Source organism: Streptomyces herbicida (genome assembly GCF_032656585.1).
GTDB classification, from domain to species: Bacteria; Actinomycetota; Actinomycetes; order Streptomycetales; family Streptomycetaceae; genus Streptomyces; species Streptomyces herbicida.
On the sequence record NZ_JAUYWJ010000002.1, the window covers coordinates 533,757 to 553,706 of the forward strand.

17 protein-coding genes are annotated in these 19,950 nt (G+C 72.3%); 10 read left to right on the plus strand and 7 right to left on the minus strand.

Going from position 1 to position 19,950, the window contains the following annotated elements; genetic code table 11:
* Window positions 1–47 precede the first annotated feature (47 nt).
* Both Q8A52_RS06170 and Q8A52_RS06175 read right to left on the minus strand, forming a co-directional pair.
* Window positions 48–1,157, minus strand: coding sequence for a glycosyltransferase 87 family protein (locus tag Q8A52_RS06170; RefSeq protein WP_316749648.1), 1,110 nt, complete (start codon window positions 1,155–1,157; stop codon window positions 48–50).
* A 138-nt stretch (window positions 1,158–1,295) separates the two neighbouring features.
* Window positions 1,296–1,475, minus strand: coding sequence for a hypothetical protein (locus tag Q8A52_RS06175; RefSeq protein ID WP_316749650.1), 180 nt, complete (start codon window positions 1,473–1,475; stop codon window positions 1,296–1,298).
* A gap of 276 nt (window positions 1,476–1,751) precedes the next feature.
* Here Q8A52_RS06175 and Q8A52_RS06180 point away from each other — a divergent pair, with 276 nt between their 5' ends.
* From Q8A52_RS06180 to Q8A52_RS06190, 3 genes are all read left to right on the plus strand, one after another.
* Window positions 1,752–3,800, plus strand: a complete 2,049-nt coding sequence (locus tag Q8A52_RS06180; protein ID WP_316749652.1) for a HelD family protein — start codon at window positions 1,752–1,754, stop codon at window positions 3,798–3,800.
* Window positions 3,801–3,952: 152 nt separating this feature from the next.
* Window positions 3,953–4,324 carry a hypothetical protein gene (locus Q8A52_RS06185; RefSeq protein WP_316749654.1) on the plus strand — a complete coding sequence of 124 codons (372 nt, stop codon included), beginning with the start codon at window positions 3,953–3,955 and terminating at the stop codon, window positions 4,322–4,324.
* A complete protein-coding gene (locus Q8A52_RS06190) occupies window positions 4,321–8,169 on the plus strand; it encodes a WD40 repeat domain-containing protein (protein WP_316749656.1) in 3,849 nt (1,282 codons plus the stop codon). Before Q8A52_RS06185 ends, Q8A52_RS06190 begins: the two co-directional genes overlap by 4 nt.
* Window positions 8,170–8,202: 33 nt before the next feature.
* Here the strand turns inward: Q8A52_RS06190 and Q8A52_RS06195 are convergent, their stop codons facing one another.
* Window positions 8,203–8,895 (minus strand): copper homeostasis protein CutC, encoded by a 693-nt coding sequence (locus tag Q8A52_RS06195; RefSeq protein WP_316749657.1) that lies wholly within the window; start codon window positions 8,893–8,895, stop codon window positions 8,203–8,205.
* A gap of 522 nt (window positions 8,896–9,417) precedes the next feature.
* On the opposite strand from Q8A52_RS06195, the gene Q8A52_RS06205 reads away from it, so the two are divergent.
* Together Q8A52_RS06205 and Q8A52_RS06210 are read left to right on the plus strand one after the other, a co-directional pair.
* A complete protein-coding gene (locus Q8A52_RS06205) occupies window positions 9,418–10,080 on the plus strand; it encodes an HD domain-containing protein (protein ID WP_316749659.1) in 663 nt (220 codons plus the stop codon).
* Window positions 10,081–10,090: 10 nt separating this feature from the next.
* Window positions 10,091–11,161, plus strand: a complete 1,071-nt coding sequence (locus Q8A52_RS06210; protein WP_316749661.1) for a GNAT family N-acetyltransferase — start codon at window positions 10,091–10,093, stop codon at window positions 11,159–11,161.
* A 6-nt stretch (window positions 11,162–11,167) separates the two neighbouring features.
* Here the strand turns inward: Q8A52_RS06210 and Q8A52_RS06215 are convergent, their stop codons facing one another.
* Window positions 11,168–11,452, minus strand: a complete 285-nt coding sequence (locus tag Q8A52_RS06215; protein WP_316749663.1) for a DUF4031 domain-containing protein — start codon at window positions 11,450–11,452, stop codon at window positions 11,168–11,170.
* Window positions 11,449–11,832 carry a hypothetical protein gene (locus Q8A52_RS06220; RefSeq protein WP_316749665.1) on the minus strand — a complete coding sequence of 128 codons (384 nt, stop codon included), beginning with the start codon at window positions 11,830–11,832 and terminating at the stop codon, window positions 11,449–11,451. The genes Q8A52_RS06215 and Q8A52_RS06220 overlap by 4 nt, the downstream gene beginning before the upstream one ends.
* Before the next feature lie 55 nt (window positions 11,833–11,887).
* Between Q8A52_RS06220 and Q8A52_RS06225 the strand changes: the two genes are divergently transcribed.
* From Q8A52_RS06225 to Q8A52_RS06240, 4 genes are all read left to right on the plus strand, one after another.
* Entirely contained in the window at window positions 11,888–12,820 is a 933-nt protein-coding gene (locus Q8A52_RS06225; protein WP_316749667.1) for a MurR/RpiR family transcriptional regulator, read from the plus strand.
* A gap of 146 nt (window positions 12,821–12,966) precedes the next feature.
* The gene (gene murQ, locus Q8A52_RS06230; RefSeq protein WP_316749669.1) at window positions 12,967–13,902 is read left to right on the plus strand and encodes an N-acetylmuramic acid 6-phosphate etherase; all 936 of its coding nucleotides are present in this window, start codon (window positions 12,967–12,969) and stop codon (window positions 13,900–13,902) included.
* Window positions 13,903–13,918: 16 nt separating this feature from the next.
* Window positions 13,919–15,355 (plus strand): PTS transporter subunit EIIC, encoded by a 1,437-nt coding sequence (locus Q8A52_RS06235; protein ID WP_316749670.1) that lies wholly within the window; start codon window positions 13,919–13,921, stop codon window positions 15,353–15,355.
* A 46-nt stretch (window positions 15,356–15,401) separates the two neighbouring features.
* A complete protein-coding gene (locus tag Q8A52_RS06240) occupies window positions 15,402–15,971 on the plus strand; it encodes a hypothetical protein (RefSeq protein WP_316749672.1) in 570 nt (189 codons plus the stop codon).
* 13 nt (window positions 15,972–15,984) lie between these two features.
* Here Q8A52_RS06240 and Q8A52_RS06245 read toward each other — a convergent pair whose 3' ends face one another.
* Window positions 15,985–17,571, minus strand: coding sequence for a carboxylesterase/lipase family protein (locus tag Q8A52_RS06245; protein ID WP_316749674.1), 1,587 nt, complete (start codon window positions 17,569–17,571; stop codon window positions 15,985–15,987).
* A gap of 227 nt (window positions 17,572–17,798) precedes the next feature.
* A complete protein-coding gene (locus tag Q8A52_RS06250; RefSeq protein WP_316749676.1) occupies window positions 17,799–18,926 on the minus strand; it encodes an NADH:flavin oxidoreductase in 1,128 nt (375 codons plus the stop codon).
* A 165-nt stretch (window positions 18,927–19,091) separates the two neighbouring features.
* Here Q8A52_RS06250 and Q8A52_RS06255 point away from each other — a divergent pair, with 165 nt between their 5' ends.
* Window positions 19,092–19,760, plus strand: coding sequence for a methyltransferase domain-containing protein (locus Q8A52_RS06255; RefSeq protein ID WP_316749678.1), 669 nt, complete (start codon window positions 19,092–19,094; stop codon window positions 19,758–19,760).
* Window positions 19,761–19,950 lie beyond the last annotated feature (190 nt).

The following is a 19,950-nucleotide window of genomic DNA, read 5'->3' on the forward strand; positions in this document are numbered from 1 at the left end:
GCGCGACTGCTCTGCCGGCTCCGGCGTCTCAACGCCGGTCGGCCATCTCATCGCCGCTCGGCGTCGGCGAGCAGAGCCGCGAGGTCCTGCTCGCCTCTCGGATCCTTCCGGAGCGGACGGTCACCGAGGGCAGCCTCCTGCCGACGCTGCCGGACGACAGCTGATCCCATGAGCAGCGCCAGCGCCAGCAGCGGATACGGCGCCGCCAGCGGTTCCTGCCACCAGGGCAGCCGCAGGTCCAGATCGCCCTGGTGCGGCAGCAGCCACATCGTGCGGGCGGTGAAGACCGTCAGGGTCAGCGCAGCGAGGCGGATGCGGCCCTCCGCGAGGAGTACCGCGGTCAGCGGGACGCACCACACCCAGTGGTGGGACCAGCTGATCGGCGAGACGAGCAGGGCGGTGAACGCCGTCAGCAGGATCCCGTGCCGCTCCTCCTCGGCCCGTGCCGCCAGCCACAGGCCCAGCGCCCCGGCCACCACCGTCGGGAGCAGCCAGCCGAGCCCCGGCGCCGGGTCACCCGACACCCGCGCGACGAGCCCCTGCAGGGACTGGTTGTCGACGATCCAGCCCTTGCCCACCCGGCCGGTCTCATAAAGGCGTCTGGTCCAGAAGTCCACGCTTGCGGCGGGGAGCATCAACGCGCCCAGCAGGGCCGTACCGCCGAACGCCGCCGTCGCCGTGGCCGCCTCCCGACGGCGCCCGGTCAGGAAGAGGTAGGCGATGAAGACGGCCGGGGTGAGCTTGATCCCGGCCGCCAGGCCCAGGGCCACGCCCTTGCCCCGGGCGCCCGGAGCACGCGTGAGGTCCCACAGGACCAGGCAGGCGATCAGCAGGTTGATCTGGCCGAACAGGAGCGTCTGAAAGACCGGTTCCAGCCACAGGGACAGGGCGGTGGCGGCACAGAGGAGAGGCGCCGGGGCCGTTCTTCCCGCGAGGCGGGCGGAGAGGAGGACGAGACCGGCGAGCAGGAGCGCGTTGCCCGCGAGGAACGCCACTTTCAGGGCCGGGACGGGGATCCAGGTCGTCGGGACGAACAGGACCGCCGCGAAGGGCGGATACGTCGCCGGCAGCTGCCACTCGGTGACCGTGAAGCCGTAGAGATCGCCGCCGTGGGCGACGGCCTCGCCCTCGGCCCGGTAGACCAGCACGTCGGCCATCGGGATGCGCTGTAGGACGCACAGGGCGGCGAAGGAGCAGAGGGAGAGCGTGAGGAGAAGGGGCGGAAGGAAAGACGGAAGGAAAGGCGGGAGGGCAGGCTTCACCGTCCGAGGCGTCACGGGGGTGAACCTATGCCATTACTTGCGGTGTATGCCCGCTTCCTCGCCGTACTCCCCGAGGACGACCACGCTGAACGCCGCCTCCGCGAACACCTTGATGGCGCGGAGGGCGTTGCCCAGGCGGTGATGGTGGATGCCCGCGACGGCCGTGGCACCGGACGGTCGGGCTGGGACTGAATGGACTGTTGCTGCGCTCATGTCTCCATGGTGGCTCCGGTGACCTGTGATCGGCATCGGTCTCCAGAGCCAACCCGCGCCGCCTCTCCGTCCACCCGCAGGCGGACCCCTTCCCCTACGCCGGGCGGCCCCGCCCCCTAGGGGACGGAAATTCAGTGGCCCCCGCCCGGCCCGGCTCACTAGAATCTCCGCTCTTGCCCGCCTCCGCACCGGAGTGCCGCCGCCCGGCCGGAAACCGGACGGCACCCCCCTCAGCACACACCAAGCAGCCGCAGCAGGCCCACCGGAGGCACCCCCTTGTCCACGCCCGCCGACGACCCCCTCGCGCGTGAGCGCTCCCACCTCGCCGGCTCCCGCTCGGCCCTGCGCGCCATGCGGGAGGACGTCGAGTCGCTCGACATCAGCGACGTCACCGCGAACTGGGTGAACGCCGAGGTCCTGGCCCGTCAGATCGACGAGCGCATCAAGGCGCTGGCCGACCTCAGCGACACCCCGCTGTTCTTCGGCCGCCTCGACTACCTGCACGCTCCGGGCGCCGACCAGGCCGAGGGCGCGGAGGGCGAGCGCTTCTACATCGGGCGCAGGCATGTGCACGACGGTGACGGCGACCCGATGGTCATCGACTGGCGCGCGCCGGTCTCGCAGCCGTTCTACCGGGCGTCCAAGAAGGACCCGATGGACGTCGGGCTGCGCCGCCGCTTCGGCTACACCGGAGGCGACCTCACCGCGTACGAGGACGAGCATCTCTCCGACCCGGCTGATCCATCGGGGGCTGCCACCACCAGCAAGCTGCTCCAGCAGGAGATCGAGCGCCCCCGCGTCGGCCCGATGCGCGACATCGTGGCCACCATCCAGCCCGAGCAGGACGAGATCGTGCGGTCCGGTCTGTCCGGCACCGTCTGTGTGCAGGGCGGCCCCGGCACCGGGAAGACCGCGGTCGGCCTGCACCGGGTCGCGTACCTGCTGTACGCGCACCGGGAGCGGCTCGCCCGCACCGGCACCCTCGTCATCGGCCCGAACAAGTCCTTCCTGCACTACATCGAGCAGGTGTTGCCCGCGCTCGGCGAGTTGACGGTGCGCCAGGCCACCGTCGACGACCTGGTCGCCCATGTGGAGGTGCGCGGCACGGACGACGCGGCCGCCGCGATCGTGAAGGGCGACGCACGTATGGCGGACGTCCTGCGGAAGGCCGTGTACGCGCGCGTGACCATGCCCAGCGAGCCGGTCGTGGTGGTGCGCGGCTCGCGGCGGTGGCGCGTGCCCGCGTACGAACTCGAGGAGATCGTGCGGGAGCTGCTGGCCCGGGACATCCGTTACGGCGCCGCCCGCGAGGTCCTGCCGCAGCGCATCGCGCACGCCGTGCTGGTGCAGATGGAGCGGTCGGGAGAGGCGCCCGACGACCGGGTGCAGGACGCCGTGGCCCGCAACAGCGCGGTGAAGGCCGCGGTCAAGGAGATCTGGCCGCCCGTCGACCCGGCGAAGCTGGTGCTGCGGCTGCTGACCGAGGCGGACTTTCTCGCCGAGCACGCCGAGGGGATCCTCGACGAGGACGAGCAGAAGACGATCCTGTGGGCGAAGCCGGTGCGCAGCGTCAAGTCCGCCAAGTGGTCGCCCGCGGACACGGTGCTGATCGACGAGGCCGCCGACCTCGTACAGCGCACGCACTCGCTCGGGCATGTGGTGCTCGACGAGGCGCAGGACCTCTCGCCCATGCAGTACCGGGCCGTCGGCCGCCGCTGCACCACCGGCAGCGCGACCGTCCTCGGCGACCTGGCGCAGGGCACCACCCCGTGGGCGACCCGGAGCTGGGACGAGGCGCTGACCCACCTGGGGAAGGCGGACGGGGTCGTCGAGGAGCTGACCGCCGGTTTCCGCGTGCCGACGGACGTCATCACCTACGCCTCACTCCTGCTGCCCCACATCGCGCCCGGCCTCACCCCGGTCGCATCGGTGCGTGAGAACCCGGGCTTCTTCGAGGTCCGTACGATCGCCGGTACGGCCGAAGTGGTCGCCGCCTGCGCGGAGTTGCTGCGCAATGAGGGCTCGACCGGCCTCATCGCCGCCGACGCCCGCGTCCCGGCCCTCGCCGAGGCGCTCACCACCGCCGGCATCGGCTATCTGAACCCCGGTGAGGAGACGACCCGGGAGACCCGGCTGACCCTGGTCCCGGCCTCGCTCGCCAAGGGTCTGGAGTACGACTACGTCGTCCTGGACGAGCCCCGGGCCGTGGTCGACGGCGAACCGGACGAACGCACCGGCCTGCGCCGCCTGTACGTGGCCCTGACCCGAGCGGTGTCCGGCCTGATCGTGACCCACGCGGCCCCACTGCCGACGCAGCTCGCCTAGCCGCCCGGCCACCGCCCGCCCACCTCCTTCACGCTTCAACAAAAGTGCCTTGATATCACCCTATTGGGTATATTGGTTGCAGGCAGGACATAACGAGGTTGATGGCGATGGACGCGATCGTATCGTCGGCGGCCACGGCCTTGGTGGGGGCAATGACCACCGACGCATGGCAGCAGGTCCGGGCGGCCCTCGTTTCCTGGTGGCGTCGCATGCGTCCGAATCAGGCGGACCGGGTGGACGCGGCGCTCGTGGACTCCCGCAGCCGCGTGCTGACGGCCCGTCGAGCGCACGACGAGGATGCGGAAGCGGAATTGGTAGCAGCCTGGGAAGTCCGTCTGACCGCACTGCTGAGCGAGGACTCCGCGCTGACGGGTGAGCTGCGGCGGCTGATCGAGGAGGAGATCGCCCCGCTCCTGCGCCGGGGGGACGGCGCCCAGGCCGCACCGCAGGAGTTCCGGGCCGAGGCGTCCGGACACGGCCGGGTGTACCAGGCCGGGCACGACCAGAACATTTATGAGCCATGAGCCCCGCAGCCGGACAGCCCGTGCACGGAGAGGAGATCCGGCTGGAGGCCTACGCCTCGGAGCGGGCCAGGATCTACCAGGCACGCCGGGATCTGTACGTGTCGGAGCGGGACCTGCACCTGCACTACGAGGACGGCGTGCGCACCGCCCGTCGTGTGCGCACCGCCGCGGTTTCCCAGGATTGCCCGTACCCCGGCCTGGCAGCTTTCAGCGCCGAACAGGCCCAGTGGTTCTTCGGCCGGGACGCGCTGGTGGCCAAGCTCCTGGTCCGGCTGGACGCCTGCCTCGTGGTGGGCGGGGCTCTGGTCGTGGTCGCGCCCTCCGGGGCCGGTAAGTCCTCGCTGCTCAGAGCGGGACTCCTGCCCGAGGTCGCGCGGGGCGCCCTGCCGGGTTCGGCGCTCTGGCCCCGGCTTTGGCTGACCCCGACCGCGCATCCGATGGCGGCCCTCCGTACCCGCTTGTCGGAGGTGACCCACGGGGCGCTGGGATGGTGCGGCAACGGGTCGGACGGTCCGGTGTGGCGACCGGCCGTGCTGCGGCGTGCGCTCGCGACGGAGGGCGGCGAGTCAGGCGCGGAACGCCGACTGATGCTCGTCGTGGACCAGTTGGAGGAACTGTTCACGCTGTGTACCGACGAGCGGGAGCGGCGGGACTTCCTGGACGTGGTCCTGGGCGTGGCGGAGGCCGGGCCCGATCGTGAACCGCCTGTCGGCCTGGTCGTCTTCGGTCTGCGCTCCGACTTCTACACCCAGTGCGCGGCCTGTCCGGGTCTCCTCGACGCCGTGGAACGCAATCAGGTGATCGTGGGACCGCTGTCCCTGGCCGGGGTGCGGGAGGCGATCCTCCACCCTGCCCGCTCCGTGGGGCTGGACGTCGAACCAGGTCTCGTGCAGGTCCTGTTGCGCGATCTCGGCGCCCCGGAACCGGGAGACGCGGGCGCGGGAACGGACGAGACGGCCGCCTACGAGGTCGGGCGGCTGCCACTGCTCGCCCATGCGCTGCGCGCCACCTGGCTGCGCCGGGCCGGCCATGTCCTCACCGTGGACGGCTATGAATCCACCGGTGGTATCGCGCACAGCCTGACCACCGAAGCGGACCGCTGGTTCGACCGGTTGGATCCGCAGGCGCAGGAGATGGCCAAGTCCATATTCCTGCGCCTGGTCAAGTTCGGCGACGGCACCGACGACACGCGGCGCCCGGTGCGGTACGCCGACCTGCTGGGTCACGGCACACGCTCGGAAGAGGCCGCCCGGGTCATCGAGACGTTCACCCGGGGGCGGTTGCTGACCCGGGAGCAGGACACGGTGACCATCACCCACGAGGTGCTGCTGCGGGCCTGGCCGCGTCTGCGGCAGTGGATCGAGGAGCACCGCGCCCAGTACGTGGTCCGACAGCGGCTGGAGGACGCGGCCGCCGCGTGGCAGGAGGCAGGCCGCGACCCGGGGTTGCTGTACCGGGGCGGCAGACTGGACGAGGCCTGCGCCTTGGCCGGTAACAGGAGTACGGGCGAGCTCGATCCGGTCGCGTCCGCGTTTCTGGTTGCCTCGGTACAGCAGCGGCAGCACGCCCGTCTGATCCACCGAGGAGTGGTCGCCGGTCTGACCGTGCTGGCTCTGCTCGCCGCGGGCTTGGCCGCCCTCGCGTTCCAGCAGCGCAACACGGCACAGCATGAACGCAACACCGCGATCCTCCGTGAGATCAGGGCCGAGGCCGACCAGGTGCGCCCGGCCGACGCGTCGTTGGCCGCCCAGCTGGATCTGGTCGCGCACCGGATGTCACCGGACGCGTCGACGGAGACCCACCTGCTCAGCGCCCAGAACCAGCCGCTGGCCACCGTGCTGACCGGCCACAAGGACAGGGTGAACGCGGTGGACTTCAGCCCGGACGGACGTCTGCTGGCCGGTGCGGGCAGTGACGGCACGATCCGTCTGTGGAACACCGCCCGCGCGGGGCAGCCGGCCCCGCTCGACGCACCGCTGCGCGGCCCCCGTGGTGCGATACGCACGGTCGCCTTCAGCCCCGACGGACACCTCCTCGCCAGTGCGGGGGACAACGGTGGGGGGCTCCTGTGGGACGTACACGACCTCCACCGCCCGGCCGTTGTCGGTGTCCTCGCCCCTGACCGTGGTGGCACTCTGAAGAACCTCGCCTTCAGCCCGGACGGCCACACCCTGGCCACGGCGGGACACGACGGTCACATCCATCTGTGGAACATCACCGACCCCGGGCACCCGAGGCCCCTCGTCAAACCGCTCCCCGGCTCCGCGGGCGAGGTGAACGGAGTCGCCTTCAGCCCCAACGGCAAGCTGCTGGCGTGCGGTGGCAGCGATGGGACGGTACGGCTGTGGCAGGTGACGGACCGACGGCATCCGTCGTCCCTCGGCCGGATGCCCGACGACATCCCCTTCACGGCCGGACTCCCGGGATCCGCCCAGGCGGTCGCCTTCAGCCCGGACAGTCGCACACTCGCCGTGGCCGGGAGCGACCAGACCGCCCACCTGTGGGACGTCACGAAGCCCGCAAAGCCCACCCCGCTCAGCGGTCCGACCACCAACAACGTCGTCAACACCGTTGCCTTCTCCCGCAGCGGCCACCTCATGGCCTTCGGCGGTGACGACAACAGCATCTGGCTCGAGAACGTGACGGCTCCGGACGACGTCTGGAATCTCGCACCATCTCTGAAGGGCCACACCGGACATGTGCTGGCGCTGGCCTTCGACCCGAAGGGCACCATGCTGGCCAGCGCGGGCGCTGACCACACGATCCGGCTGTGGACGATTCCGCGCACGATCCTCACCGGACACACGAACTACGTCGACACGGTGGCCGTGAGCCCGGACGGGCGGCTGCTCGCATCAGGCTCCAAGGACGACACCGTCCGTCTCTGGGACGTCGGGAATCCGGCCGACCCCCACCCCGTCAGCGAGTCGATCCGTGGCCGCACACCGTACGTCAACTGGGTGGGCTTCAGCCCTGACGGACGGACGCTGGCCGTCGCGGCCGGACAGGAGATCCAGCTGTGGGACGTGACCGTACCGGCCAAGCCCAGGCCGCTGAGCGGACCTCTGCGCGCGGCCAAGGGCTCGCAGGAGAACTTCCTCGCCCTCGCGTTCACTCCGGACGGGCGCACTCTGGCGGGCAGCAACGGCGACGGCACGGTCAGGCTGTGGGACGCGTCCGACCCTTCGCACCCCGTCTCCCTCGGACCGCCGTTGGTCACGCACGCGGGCTGGATCAACCGCCTGGCCATCAGCCCGGACGGCCGCACACTGGCCGGCGCGGGCCAGAACGGCACGCTCCGCCTGTGGGACATCACCAACCCTGCTCACCCGAGCGCCCTGGGGGCACCGCTGCGCGTCAGCGCGGACCCGCTTCAGACACTCGCCTTCAGCCCGGACGGCCCCACCCTCGTGACGTCCGGCAACGACGCCATAATCCACCTGTGGGACCTCACTGACCGCACGCACCCCACCCAGGTGGGCCCGCCCCTGACCGGTCACACGGACACCGTGTACACCCTGGCCTTCAGCCCGGACGGGCAGACACTGGTCAGCGGCAGCTTCGACCAGACGCTCCGGCTGTGGGACGTCCGCGACCGGACGCACGCGCGAGCCCACGGAATGCCGGTGACGGGCATTCTCAATTACGTCAACGCGATCGTTTTCTCCCCGGACGGGCACCACCTCTTCATCGGTGACGGCGAGTACACGGTGCGCATCCTGCCGATGTCCGTCCAGACCGCCGAGGACTACGTCTGCCGGGCGACCGGAAACCTGTTGACGCCGGAGGTCTGGCACAGGTACATCCCACAACTGCGCTACGACCCGCCGTGCGCCCGGCGGTGAGGACGGCGGCCCGATGGGAGGCCGGTGCCCGGATCAGTAGCCGTCGAGCACGCCTCGCCACTCGCCGACAGCCGCCGCCGACACGGGCTCCGCCCACCCGCCAGGCCGGGCCGCCCCACCGATGTGGAACGCGTCGATGCCTGCGGCCCGGAGCCGCGGTACGTGATCCAGCCGCAATCCCCCACCCACGAGGATCTGCTGCTCATACCCGGGCTGCCCGCCAAGCGCCGCTTCGGCGACCAGCGTGGACAGTCCCTCATCCACCCCGCCCGCCGCCCCCGCCGTCAGATAGGTGTCCAACCCGGGCAGCCCGTCCAGTTGCTTGCGCAGCGCGTCCCGGTCCGCAGCCCGGTCGATCGCCCGGTGGAAGGTCCACCGGCAGCCCTCGAGCTCGGCGACCACCCGCTCCACCGCGGCCAGGTCCACCTCGCCGTCCGCGCCGAGGAAGCCGAGCACGAACTGGTCGGCTCCGGCGCTGCGCAGCTCCCCGGCCGTCCGCACCAGGCCCTCGACGTCCCCGGCGGCGAATCCGTCCGCCAGCCGCAGCATCACGCGCAGGTCGATGTCGACGGCGGCCCGGATGCCGGCGAAGGTCCGGGGTGGCGGGGTCAGGCCGTCCGCCGCCATGTCGGTGACCAGCTCGAGGCGGTCCGCGCCTCCGGCCTGGGCGGCGACCGCGTCCTCGGGGCCGAGGGCGATCACCTCCAGGAGTGCACGGGTGCTCATAGGACCCCTTCCGTCGGTGTTCCCTGGAGCGGCTACAGGTCTAGTCCAATCTCAGGGTACGTGGGACGGCCCCGGGCCGCGAGAAGGCCCCCCGGTCAGCCGAAGATGTTCATCTCCGCGACCTCCGTCCCCACCGGCTCGTAAGACGCCCCCTCGGCCGTTCGCCCCGAGTACAGACCGTACGAGCGCGCCGTCGCCGATGAACCGCGCCGGGTCCGCGAGCCACTCGCCGCCCAACCGCAGCGGCTCGTCCAGGTCATCGAGGTCGCCGTGCACCTGCAGATGCCCCTTCTCCGGGTCGCCCGGGACGGCAGGGTGAGCGCGTACGGCACCCCGGCACCGGAGTAGGCACCCGGCTCGGCAGGGCGAAGTCCGCGTCGGGCCGGGCCCGCAGCAGGGGTATCAGGGCATCGCGCCCGACGGTCAGCAGCAGTCCGGGCAGTTCGGGCTCGCCTACATCCTGAACGTCAGTCATGGCGACCGAGCCGGGCCCGCACCGGGCCTGCGCGGGAGAATGAGCCCATGGCCGACCTCGACGCCCTCCGCACCCGCTGGACCCGTGCCCTGGAAGGAGCCCGCGGCCCCGGCGGCGGTCCCGACCCGGTCCCGTACGCCGACAACCTCCTCGCCCGCTGGCAGGAGCCCCAGCGTCACTACCACACGCTCCCCCACCTCACCGCGGTCCTCGACCACATCGACGTGCTGGCGGAGTACGCGGCGGACCCGGACGTCGTACGCCTGGCCGCCTGGTTCCACGACGCCGTCTACCTCCCCGACCGCTCCGAGAACGAGGAGCGCTCGGCCCGGCTCGCCGAACGGGCGCTCCCCGAGGCCGGGGTGCCCGAGGAGCGGACCGCCGAGGTGGCCCGGCTGGTCCGGCTCACCGTCACCCACGACCCCGCCGACGACGACCGCGACGGCCAGGTCCTGTGCGACGCCGACCTGGCGATCCTGGCCGCGGCCCCGTCGGTGTACGCCGCCTACACCGCGGCCGTCCGCGAGGAGTACCACTTCGTCCCGAGCGACGCGTTCCGCGAGGGCCGCTCGGCAATTCTGCGCCAACTCCTCGATCTGCCACGTCTGTTCAGGACGCCGTACGGCGAGGCGAAGTGGGAGGCCACCGCCCGTTACAACCTCCGCTCCGAGCTGGAAATGCTGTCGACCCCCGCCGACCCGACCGCCTAGTCTGCGGCCCATGCGTGCATTGGGCGGGGAACAGGTGCAAGAGGCCGTCGCGGGCTGTACGGCGGCGCTGCGGACGGTGGCGGACCGGGACTGGACGGAGGTGAAGGCCGGGCGGCTGGAGTGGAGTTGCCACAAGACGGCGCTCCACATCGCCTCGGACCTGATCGCCTACGCCGGCCAGCTGGCGGGGCGCGCCCGGGACACCTATGTACCCTTCGACATCACCCTCGACGAGGGCACCGACAACGCGGGCCTGCTGCATGTGATCGAGACGACCGGCGCCCTGCTCGCCGCCACGGTCCGCGCCACCCCGCCCGACGTCCGCGCCTGGCATCCCTATCCCTTCCGCAGCGCGGACCGCGAGGGCTTCGCCGCGATGGGCATCGCCGAAGTGCTGCTGCACACGCATGACATGGCCGAGGGACTCGGCTTCCCCTACGAGCCCTCCGAGGAACTGACCGAGTCCGTCCTGACCTGGCTCTTCCCGCACGTCCAGCCCGGCCCGGCCGCCTGGCCCACCCTGCTGTGGGCGACCGGCCGCGGCGAGCTGCCCGGCCGCGCCCCGGTCACCGAGTGGCGCTGGCGCAACAACCTCGTCATCCGTGCCGAGCGCCTCACCCTGACCGGCGTCCGCCCGGCCGCCGCCCGTGACCTGCGCCTCGGCGGCTACGGCGGCTTCGACTGGATCGAGGGCGGCCCGTACGAGGGCACGCGGGACGCCGCCGGGATGACGGTCAAGGCGTACGAGGCGGGCGTGCACCGGCCGGAGTTCGGGCTGTTCGTCCTCGTACGGCGGGAGGACGGCCGCGCGATCGGCGGCATGGGCTTCCACGGCGCCCCGGACGAGGACGGCCGGGCGGAGATCGGCTACGACCTCGTCGAGGGCGCCCGCGGCCAGGGCTACGCCACCGAGGCCCTGCGCGCGCTGTCGCAGTGGGCGCTGGCACGGGACGACGTACGCACCCTGTTCGCGACCGTCGACCGGGACAACACCGCCTCCCAGGGTGTGGTCACCCGGGCCGGGTTCAAGCAGGTGAGCGAGAGTGACGAGGAGCTGGCCTACGAACTGCCGTGCGCGTAGGCGCGGTTACCGGGCCCGCCCGATGTCGCGGGCCCGCCGCTTGCGTCTGCGCAGCCCGGAGGAGTGCAGCAGCCGCACCACCGCACGGCTGTCCACCTCCACCGCCCCGGCGGCCACCACGTCCGCGTACCGGTGCGACGGAATGTCGTAGTGATCGCGCTCGAAGGCCCGCCGGGGCACGCCCAGTTCCGCGGCGAACAGATGCAGTTCCTCGTACGACACATCGCTCACGAGGTGCGACCACAGGCGCCCGTGTCCGGGCCAGGTCGGCGGGTCGATGTAGAGCGTCACGAGGAGGACGCCCCGCCCGTCGCCCGCCCCAGCGACCCGACCGCCGCGACCTTCACCCCGGCCTTGTGGCACACCCAGTGCGGATCGGGCCCGAGTTCCGGCTCGACGTCCAGCGCGTGCGGGTCGCCCGAGCCGCAGACGGGGCACAGCGGCCAGCGGCCGTACCGGTCCAGCAGCGCGTCCTGCACGTCCTGCGCCACCAGTCCGGCCAGATAGCCCGCACCGTCCGGCCACTGTTCGACCCACCAGCGGCGCTGTACGACGGAGTCCTCGACCAGGGAGACGACGTCCGCCTCGGCGACCTCGCCCGCGACCAGATCGGCGAGCACCAGGGCGCGGGCCGCGTGCAACGCCTGCTCCAGAGGGCCTACGGGATCCATGGTCCCATTGTGCGCGGTCTTGACCCCGACACCGAGCCGAAAATATCTTTCATATGTGACCCAGGACGTGAAGGAAATTTTCGGCAGCCCGGGCAACCCCGGCAGCGCGCCCCCGGCCCCGGCCGCCCTCGCCGCCAAGGTACGCACGCTCGCCCCTTCCATGACCCGCTCCATGCAGCGCGTCGCCGAGGCCGTCGCGAGCGACCCGGCAGGCTGTGCCGCCCTCACGGTCACCGGTCTGGCCGAACTCACCGGCACCAGCGAGGCGACGGTCGTCCGAACGGCTCGGCTGCTGGGCTATCCGGGCTACCGCGACCTGCGCCTCGCCCTGGCCGGCCTCGCCGCGCAGCAGCAGTCCGGCCGCGCGCCCGCCATCACGACCGACATCGCGGTCGACGACCCGATCGCGGACGTCGTCGCCAAGCTCGCCTACGACGAACAGCAGACCCTCGCCGACACGGCCGCCGGCCTCGACACCGCGCAGCTGGGAGCGGCCGTGACCGCGCTGGCCGGGGCGCGGCGGACCGATGTGTACGGCATAGGCGCCTCGGGGCTGGTCGCCCAGGATCTGACCCAGAAGCTGCTGCGGATAGGGCTCATAGCCCACGCGCACAGCGATCCGCATCTCGCCGTCACCAACGCGGTGCAACTGCGCGCCGGGGACGTGGCGATCGCGATCACGCACTCGGGCTCGACGGGGGACGTCATAGAGCCGTTGCGGGTGGCGTTCGAGCACGGGGCGACCACCGTCGCGATCACGGGGCGCCCGGATTCGTCCGTGACTCAGTACGCGGACCATGTGCTGACGACGTCAACCGCCCGGGAGAGCGAGCTGCGGCCCGCGGCGATGTCCTCTCGGACGAGTCAGCTGCTGGTGGTCGACTGCCTGTTCGTGGGTGTTGCGCAACGGACGTACGAGTCGGCCGCGCCGGCGCTGGCCGCTTCCTACGAGGCGTTGGCCCATCGGCACCGGAGTTCGCCGCGATAGACCACCGTAGGGCTTGATCGTTGTGGGGATCAGCGGGTTCGTCGTGGCTTGTCGCGCCCCGCGGCGGAGCCGCAAATGTCACAGCCCCGCGCCCCGGGCAAGCTGCCCGAACCGCACTCGAAGGATCCCGGAAAGAGCCGCCCCCCATGACTGCTGCGTCCGACCCCCATGACCTCCGTGCCGAGCTGGAGGCCCTGACCACCGAAGCCTTCCGGCCGGAACTCGCCGGTATCGACCGGTTGTCCACCCTCGAGATCGCTCGGCTGATGAACGGTGAGGACTCGGGTGTCCCCGGTGCCGTCGCCGAGTGTCTGCCGCACATCGCCCGTGCCATCGATGCCATCGCCTCGCGCATGTCCCGGGGCGGCCGGCTGGTCTACGCCGGCGCGGGTACCGCCGGGCGGCTCGGCGTGCTGGACGCCTCCGAGTGTCCGCCGACCTTCAACACCGACCCCTCTCAGGTCGTCGGTCTGATCGCGGGCGGGCCGGAGGCGATGGTCACGTCCGTCGAGGGTGCCGAGGACTCGAAGGAACTGGCCCGCAAGGATCTCGACGCGCTGGTGCTGACGCCCGACGACACGGTGGTCGGGGTCTCCGCCTCCGGCCGGACCCCGTACGCGATCGGCGCCGTCGAACATGCCCGCGCACTCGGTGCCCTGACCGTGGGTCTGGCCTGCAACAGGGACAGCGCGCTGGCGGCGGCCGCCGAGCACGGCATCGAGGTCGTCGTCGGGCCGGAGCTGATCACCGGCTCCACCCGGCTGAAGGCCGGTACGGCCCAGAAGCTGGTCCTCAACATGCTGTCGACGATCACGATGGTCCGTCTGGGCAAGACCTACGGGAACCTGATGGTCGACGTACGCGCCTCGAACGACAAGCTCCGGGCCCGCTCCCGCCGCATCGTCGCCCTGGCCACGGGCGCGCGGGACGAGGAGATCGAGAAGGCGCTGTCGGAGTCGGGCGGCGAGGTGAAGAACGCCATCCTGACCATCCTGGCCGGTGTCGACGGCCCGACGGCCGCCCGCCTTCTGGAGGAGTCCGGCGGCCATCTGCGTGCCGCGCTGGCGGACGCGGGGCGCTGACGCGCACGCTCGGTGGGTGCGCAACGACCCCGCCTCCACCGCCGCCGCGATCCTGCCCCTGGTGGGCGGCCCCGCGAACGTCACTTCCGTCGCCCACTGCATGACCCGGCTGCGGCTCGGCCTCGCCGACCCGTCGGCCGTCGACGGGGAGGCGCTGCGGGCGGTGCCCGGGGTGCTCGGGGTCGTCGTGGACGGCGGCTCGTACCAGGTGGTGCTGGGGCCGGGGGTGGTGGCGGAGGTCACCGCCGAGCTGGAGGGGCTGGTGGCGCCGACCGCCGCCGACCGACTCGCGCTGAAGGGCTCAGAGTTGCGGGCGGCGCAGCGGCAGCGCAACGCGACCCCGGCCAAGACAGCCCTGCGCCGCATCGCCAACGTGTTCGTCCCGCTGATCCCCGCGCTGATCGGCTGCGGGATCCTGGCCGGCGTCAACGGCCTGCTGGTCAACGCCGGCCGGCTGCCGGGCCTCACCCCCGCCCTCGCCGCGATCGCCTCCGCCTTCATGGCGCTGATCGCGGTGTTCGTCGGGTACACCACGGCGAAGGAGTTCGGCGGCACACCGGTGCTGGGCGGGGCGGTCGCGGCGGTGATCGTCTATCCGGGCGTGGCCAAGGTGACCGTGTTCGGCGTGCACCTGGCGCCCGGCCAGGGCGGGGTGCTGGGCGCGCTGGCGGCGGCGCTGCTGGGGACGTATGTGGAGAGGTGGTGCCGGGGCCGGGTGCCGGGCGCGCTGGACGTCCTGCTGACCCCGACGGTGACGGTCCTGGTGTCGGGTCTGGCGACGCTGTACGGCCTCATGTACGCGGCCGGGGTGGTCTCGGCGGCCATCGGCACGGCGGCGGACCGGCTGCTGGCGACGACGGGCGCGTTCGCCGGGCTGGTCCTGGGCGGGCTGTTCCTGCCCCTCGTGATGCTGGGCCTGCACCAGGCCCTGATCCCCATCCACACCACCCTCATCCAGCAGCAGGGCTACACGGTCCTGCTGCCCCTGCTGGCCACGGCGGGCGCGGGCCAGGTGGGCGCGGCGATGGCGGTGTACGTCCGCCTGCGCCACGACATCTCCATCCGCACGACGATCAGATCGGCGCTCCCGGCCGGGCTGCTGGGCGTGGGCGAACCGCTCATCTACGGGGTGTCCCTGCCGCTCGGCCGGCCGTTTCTGACTGCCTGTGCGGGCGGGGCGGCGGGCGGGGCGTTCATCGGGTTCTTCGCGATGCTCGGGGACAAGGTGGGGGCGACGGCGATCGGGCCGTCGGGCTGGGCCCTGTTCCCGTTGCTGGCGGGCAACAGGAGCCCGGCCCTCACGGCGGCGATCTACGGCGGAGGCCTGCTGACCGGTTACGTCGTCGGCTTCCTGGCGACGTATGCGGTGGTCAGGCCCGGTGGCGGAGATCCGGGCGATCCACTTGACGTGCCGGCCTCGCACAGGGCGGATCCATTGGCGGATTCATACTGAGGGTGTACTCGAAGGCGTACCGCCGGCCGGAAGACGGGAGCGCTCCATGAACCACGCCCAACTGACCGCCCTGGGCCGGGCCCTCCGGCTGGTCGGCGAGCACGGGGAAGCCCTCACCGCCGACACCCCGGACGCGCGGCTGCACGAGGTGAAGGCCGATCTGCGCAGGGCCCTGGACCTGCTGGACGAGAGCGTCACCACGGGCGCGGTCACCACACGGTGTCCCGAGCATCCGAACGGACCCGTCGACGAGAGCGCGCCGGATCTGTGCCTGCTCTGCGAGACACGGCGGCGGGCCGCGCGCCGGTCCGAGCTGCACGGCAGCCGCCCGCAGTCCGACTCCGCCTCCCCCGTCCCGTCCCGCTACGGCGTCCGCTCCGACCGCCCCCAGCCCCAGCAGCGCTGGCTGCCGGAACTGTGGAACGGACGGGAGTGGCAGCTGTGCGGTACGCCCCGACGGGACCGGCGCGAGGCCGAGCAGTATCTCGCCGCCCAGCGGCGCGGCTCCCGGCCCGCCATGGCGTACCGGCTCGTGCACGAGTTCACGGACTACGAGGTACTGCGGATCTGGGGCACACCCGTGCAGGTCGACATCGAGCCCATGGGCAACCTCTAGGCCCTGTCGCGTCTCAGCCGCCGACCAGCGGGAGCGGCCCGAAGTCGTGCCCCTCCCACAGCTTCCGGCTCCTGTCCTCCGGGTACGCCACCACCTCCGGCGCCACGTCCAGCACCTGCACCAGTCGCCGCTCTGCGTCGTACTCCGGCCACCCCGGTTCCCCCGTCCGCGCGAACGCCGTCCACGACCGGCGGAACCGGGACGACAGTTCCGTCGCCTCAGCCGGGACCTCCGCCCCCATGAACAGGAGGTTCCCGAGGTCCGCGCCGAATGTGCCGAACAGCAGCGGGATGTCCAGCCCGTGGCAGGCCCCGAGAACGCCTCCGTTCCCCGGGGCCGGCCAGGTCAGTTCGTAGACGTGGGCCCGGCCGCCGCCCATGAGCTGTGCCTCCGCCAGGCGCAGCGTCGGTATGCCGAACAGCCAGTCGGTGTGGACGCGTTCGTACAGCTCGGTCGGTGAGGCCTCGGGGAAGGCGGCGCGGTAGGCCCGCTCGCCCGCCTCTCCGCCGGGTGCGAACAGGCGCAGGGCCTCCGTGGCCCGCCCGTCCGTGATCTTGCCGAGCATTCCGCCGAGGACGAGGAAGAGCCGGAACTCGTCCCGGTTGTGCCCCACGACCAGGTCGATGTCCCTGGCCGCTCCCGAGGCCAGCGCCTGCCAGGGGGTGGTCGGCAGCACCTCGCCGTCGACGACCGGTGAGAAGGGGGTCACCGTGGGCGCGGCCCGGCCCCATCTGTCCTGGTACTGGAGCATCTTGGCGCTCAGTGCCTGCCCGGCGTCCGTCAGCCGCCGCGGGTCCACCGCCGACAGGTCCGCCACCGTCGGGCGCAGGCCCGCCTCCGCCGCGAGCGCGGTCGCCATGTCGCGGGCCAGCTCGTCGGAGAAGTACGTCCCCGGCACGCTCTGGGCCATCGCCCGCCGAAAGAGACCGCGCGCCCTCGGCATCGACAGCAGCGACGCCACCGAGCCCGCTCCCGCCGACTCCCCGAAGACGGTGACCTGGCCGGGGTCGCCGCCGAACTCCGTGATGTTCTCCCGCACCCACTCCAGCGCCGCCACCTGGTCGAGCAGGCCGCGGTTCGCGGGCGCGCCCTCTATCCGGGCGAAACCTTCCATTCCCACGCGGTAGTTGAAGGTGACCACCACGACGTCGCCGTCCCGCGCGATGCGCTGTGCGTCGTAGCCCGGCTGGCCGGAGTGGCCCAGCTTGTACGCACCGCCGTAGATCCACACCATCACCGGGCGGCGGGCCGACGCATCCGGGTCGGGGGTCCAGACGTTGAGCGTCAGCCAGTCGTCGCCCAGGGGCCCCGTCGGCATGCCCGTGCGTCCCTGGATTCCCGCCTCCTGTGGGGGCGGCGGCCCGAACTCGTACGCCTCCTGTGTCCCGTCCCAGGCGCGCACCGGGCGCGGTGCCGCGAACCTCGCCTCCCCCACCGGGGGGTCGGCGAAAGGTATACCCCGGAAGACCGCCAGCCCGTCCTCCCGGCGGCCGCGCACCGCGCCCGCGGTCGTCCGCACCACGGGGCCGGCCGTCTCGGAGGGCCGGTGCGGGTCGTGGGAGGGCCGGTTGTGGGGGTCGTGCGGAACGGGTGTCGTCATGTTCGCTCCTTGATCCGTTGTCGGTGGAACGGACGGGCGAGGGCACAAGTGCCGGGCGGCCAACACCCCACTCGAACGAGTGATGACCGCCCAATTCCGTTCTGCTCGTACCCTGTTACACCTTCACCCCTGCGGTCTCCACCGCCTCTACCGCGGCCGGAGCCGCCGCCGCGGCGGACCGCCGGCCCGGGGTCAGGGCGCTCCCCTGGCCCCGGGCCCGCCTGGGCTCAGCTCAGCGTCTTCAGCGCCGCCGCGTCGTAAGGAGCCAGCTCGTCGAAGCGGCCGGCGAGGACCTTCGCCGCCCACTCGGGGTCCTGGAGCAGCGCACGGCCGACGGCCACCAGGTCGAACTCGTCACGCTCCAGGCGGTCGAGCAGGTCGTCGATGCCCTTGAGCGGGGAGCCCTCACCCATGAAGCCCCTGATGAAGTCGCCGTCGAGGCCGACCGAGCCGACGGTGACGGCCGCCTTGCCCGTGAGCTTCTTGGTCCAGCCGGCCAGGTTGAGGTCGGAGCCCTCGAACTCGGGGAGCCAGTAGCGGCGGGTGGAGGCGTGGAAGGCGTCCACACCGGCGGCGGCCAGCGGGGTCAGGATCGCCTCGAGCTCCTCCGGGGTCTCGGCGAGCCGGGCGTCGTAAGCCTCCTGCTTCCACTGCGAGTAGCGGAAGATGACGGGGAATTCGGGGGAGACGGCCTCGCGGACGGCGGCGATGATCTCCGCCGCGAACCGGGTGCGGGCCACCGGGTCGCCGCCGTAGGCGTCGGTGCGGCGGTTGGTGCCCGCCCAGAGGAACTGGTCGATGAGGTAGCCGTGGGCGCCGTGCAGTTCCACGCCGTCGAAGCCGATGCGCTCGGCGGCGGCCGCGGCCTCGGCGAACGCACCGACGACGGCGTCCAGGTCGGTCCGGTCCATGGCCCTGCCGGTGGCCTCGGTGGCACCGATGCGCAGGCCGGAGGGGCCGACGGCGGGGGCGTCGGCGTACGGCGGCTGACCCTGTTCGCGGACCATGCCGATGTGCCACAGCTGCGGGACGATCGTGCCGCCCGCCGCGTGGACCGCCTCGGCGACCTTCGCCCAGCCCGCCAGCTGCTCCTCGCCGTGGAACCGCGGGACGCGACTGCTCTGCCCGGCGGAGTCGTGCCCGACGTAGGTCCCCTCGGTGACGATCAGGCCGACGCCGGCGGCGGCGCGGCGGGAGTAGTACGAGGCCACGTCCTCGCCGGGGATGCCGCCGGGGGAGAACTGCCGGGTCATCGGGGCCATGGCGATCCGGTTGGGGACGGTCAGACCGTTGATCGAGACCGGCCGGGAAAGGATCTCGGCGGCGCGGGAGGGGGCGGACTCGGTGACGCTCACGCGGGGGGCTCCTCGTTCGGGGTACCACATGGTATGTGCACATGCATCAAGTGCTTCTGTACAAGAACCCCGCCGCCGTCGGCACCATTCCGTCCAGCCCGGGGAACCTCTGTGATCCCGGCCACGTGCTCCCGGCCACGCGCCCGCCCCCGAGAGAATGCCGGTATGCCGAAGCCCCCGCTCCTCTCCGCGCCCGAGCTGGAACGATCCTCCGTGGTCGCCAACAACACGATGAACCGCGAGCGGGGCCTGGCCGGGGTCAACAGCTACGCCCGCGAGCTGGGCCTCGACCCCCTCCTCCGGCTGAGGGCCCGTCCCGCCCCCTCCTGGCTGGACCTGTGCAGCGGCGAGGGCCGCGCCCTGCGCGAAGCCGCCTTTGCCCTGCCCGCGGACGCGGTCCTCACCGGCGTCGACCTGGTGGGCCCGCTCCTCCCGCGGCCGGCCCCGCCCGCACTGGAGGAGATCGTCGCCTCCGTCTCCTCCTGGACCCCGTCCCGGACGTACGACCTGATCACCTGCGTCCACGGCCTGCACTACATCGGCGACCAACTCGGCCTGCTCTCCCGTGCCGCCTCCTGGCTGGCCGAGGACGGACTGCTGATCGCCCACTTCGACCCGGACTCGGTGCGCTGGACGGACGGTTCGCCGGCGGGCCGCGCCGCCGTCACCGCCCTGCGCGCGGCCGGCTACGACTACAGCCCCCGGCACCACCGGCTCACCCTGCAAGGCGGGCGAGCCGTCCGCCTCCCGTTCCACTGCACCGGCGCGAACCCCGACGCGGGCCCCAACTACACGGGCCAGCCCGCGGTGAGCTCCCACTACGAACCCCGCTGACCGGCCTGAGGCGGATACGTCCGCGGCCTGCACCACATCGGCGGCCGGCTCCGACTGCTCGCCCGCGCCGCCTCCCGGCCGACCGGGGACGGACTGCCGATCGCGCACTTCGACCCGGACTCCGTGCGCTGGACGGACGCTTCGACGGCCGGACGCGCTGTCGTCACCGCCTGCGCGCAGCCGGGCACGA

Bases quoted from the DNA above. Each gene is read 5' to 3' on its own strand.
- Q8A52_RS06195 (WP_316749657.1), bottom strand. From the start codon at position 8,895: ATGAGCACCCGTGCACTCCTGGAGGTGATCGCCCTCGGCCCCGAGGAC.
- Q8A52_RS06205 (WP_316749659.1), top strand. From the start codon at position 9,418: ATGGCCGACCTCGACGCCCTCCGCACCCGCTGGACCCGTGCCCTGGAA.
- Q8A52_RS06240 (WP_316749672.1), top strand. From the start codon at position 15,402: ATGAACCACGCCCAACTGACCGCCCTGGGCCGGGCCCTCCGGCTGGTC.
- murQ (WP_316749669.1), top strand. From the start codon at position 12,967: ATGACTGCTGCGTCCGACCCCCATGACCTCCGTGCCGAGCTGGAGGCC.
- Q8A52_RS06190 (WP_316749656.1), top strand. From the start codon at position 4,321: ATGAGCCCCGCAGCCGGACAGCCCGTGCACGGAGAGGAGATCCGGCTG.
- Q8A52_RS06245 (WP_316749674.1), bottom strand. From the start codon at position 17,571: ATGACGACACCCGTTCCGCACGACCCCCACAACCGGCCCTCCCACGAC.
- Q8A52_RS06170 (WP_316749648.1), bottom strand. From the start codon at position 1,157: ATGGCCGACGTGCTGGTCTACCGGGCCGAGGGCGAGGCCGTCGCCCAC.
- Q8A52_RS06220 (WP_316749665.1), bottom strand. From the start codon at position 11,832: ATGGATCCCGTAGGCCCTCTGGAGCAGGCGTTGCACGCGGCCCGCGCC.
- Q8A52_RS06175 (WP_316749650.1), bottom strand. From the start codon at position 1,475: ATGAGCGCAGCAACAGTCCATTCAGTCCCAGCCCGACCGTCCGGTGCC.
- Q8A52_RS06210 (WP_316749661.1), top strand. From the start codon at position 10,091: ATGCGTGCATTGGGCGGGGAACAGGTGCAAGAGGCCGTCGCGGGCTGT.
- Q8A52_RS06255 (WP_316749678.1), top strand. From the start codon at position 19,092: ATGCCGAAGCCCCCGCTCCTCTCCGCGCCCGAGCTGGAACGATCCTCC.
- Q8A52_RS06185 (WP_316749654.1), top strand. From the start codon at position 3,953: ATGACCACCGACGCATGGCAGCAGGTCCGGGCGGCCCTCGTTTCCTGG.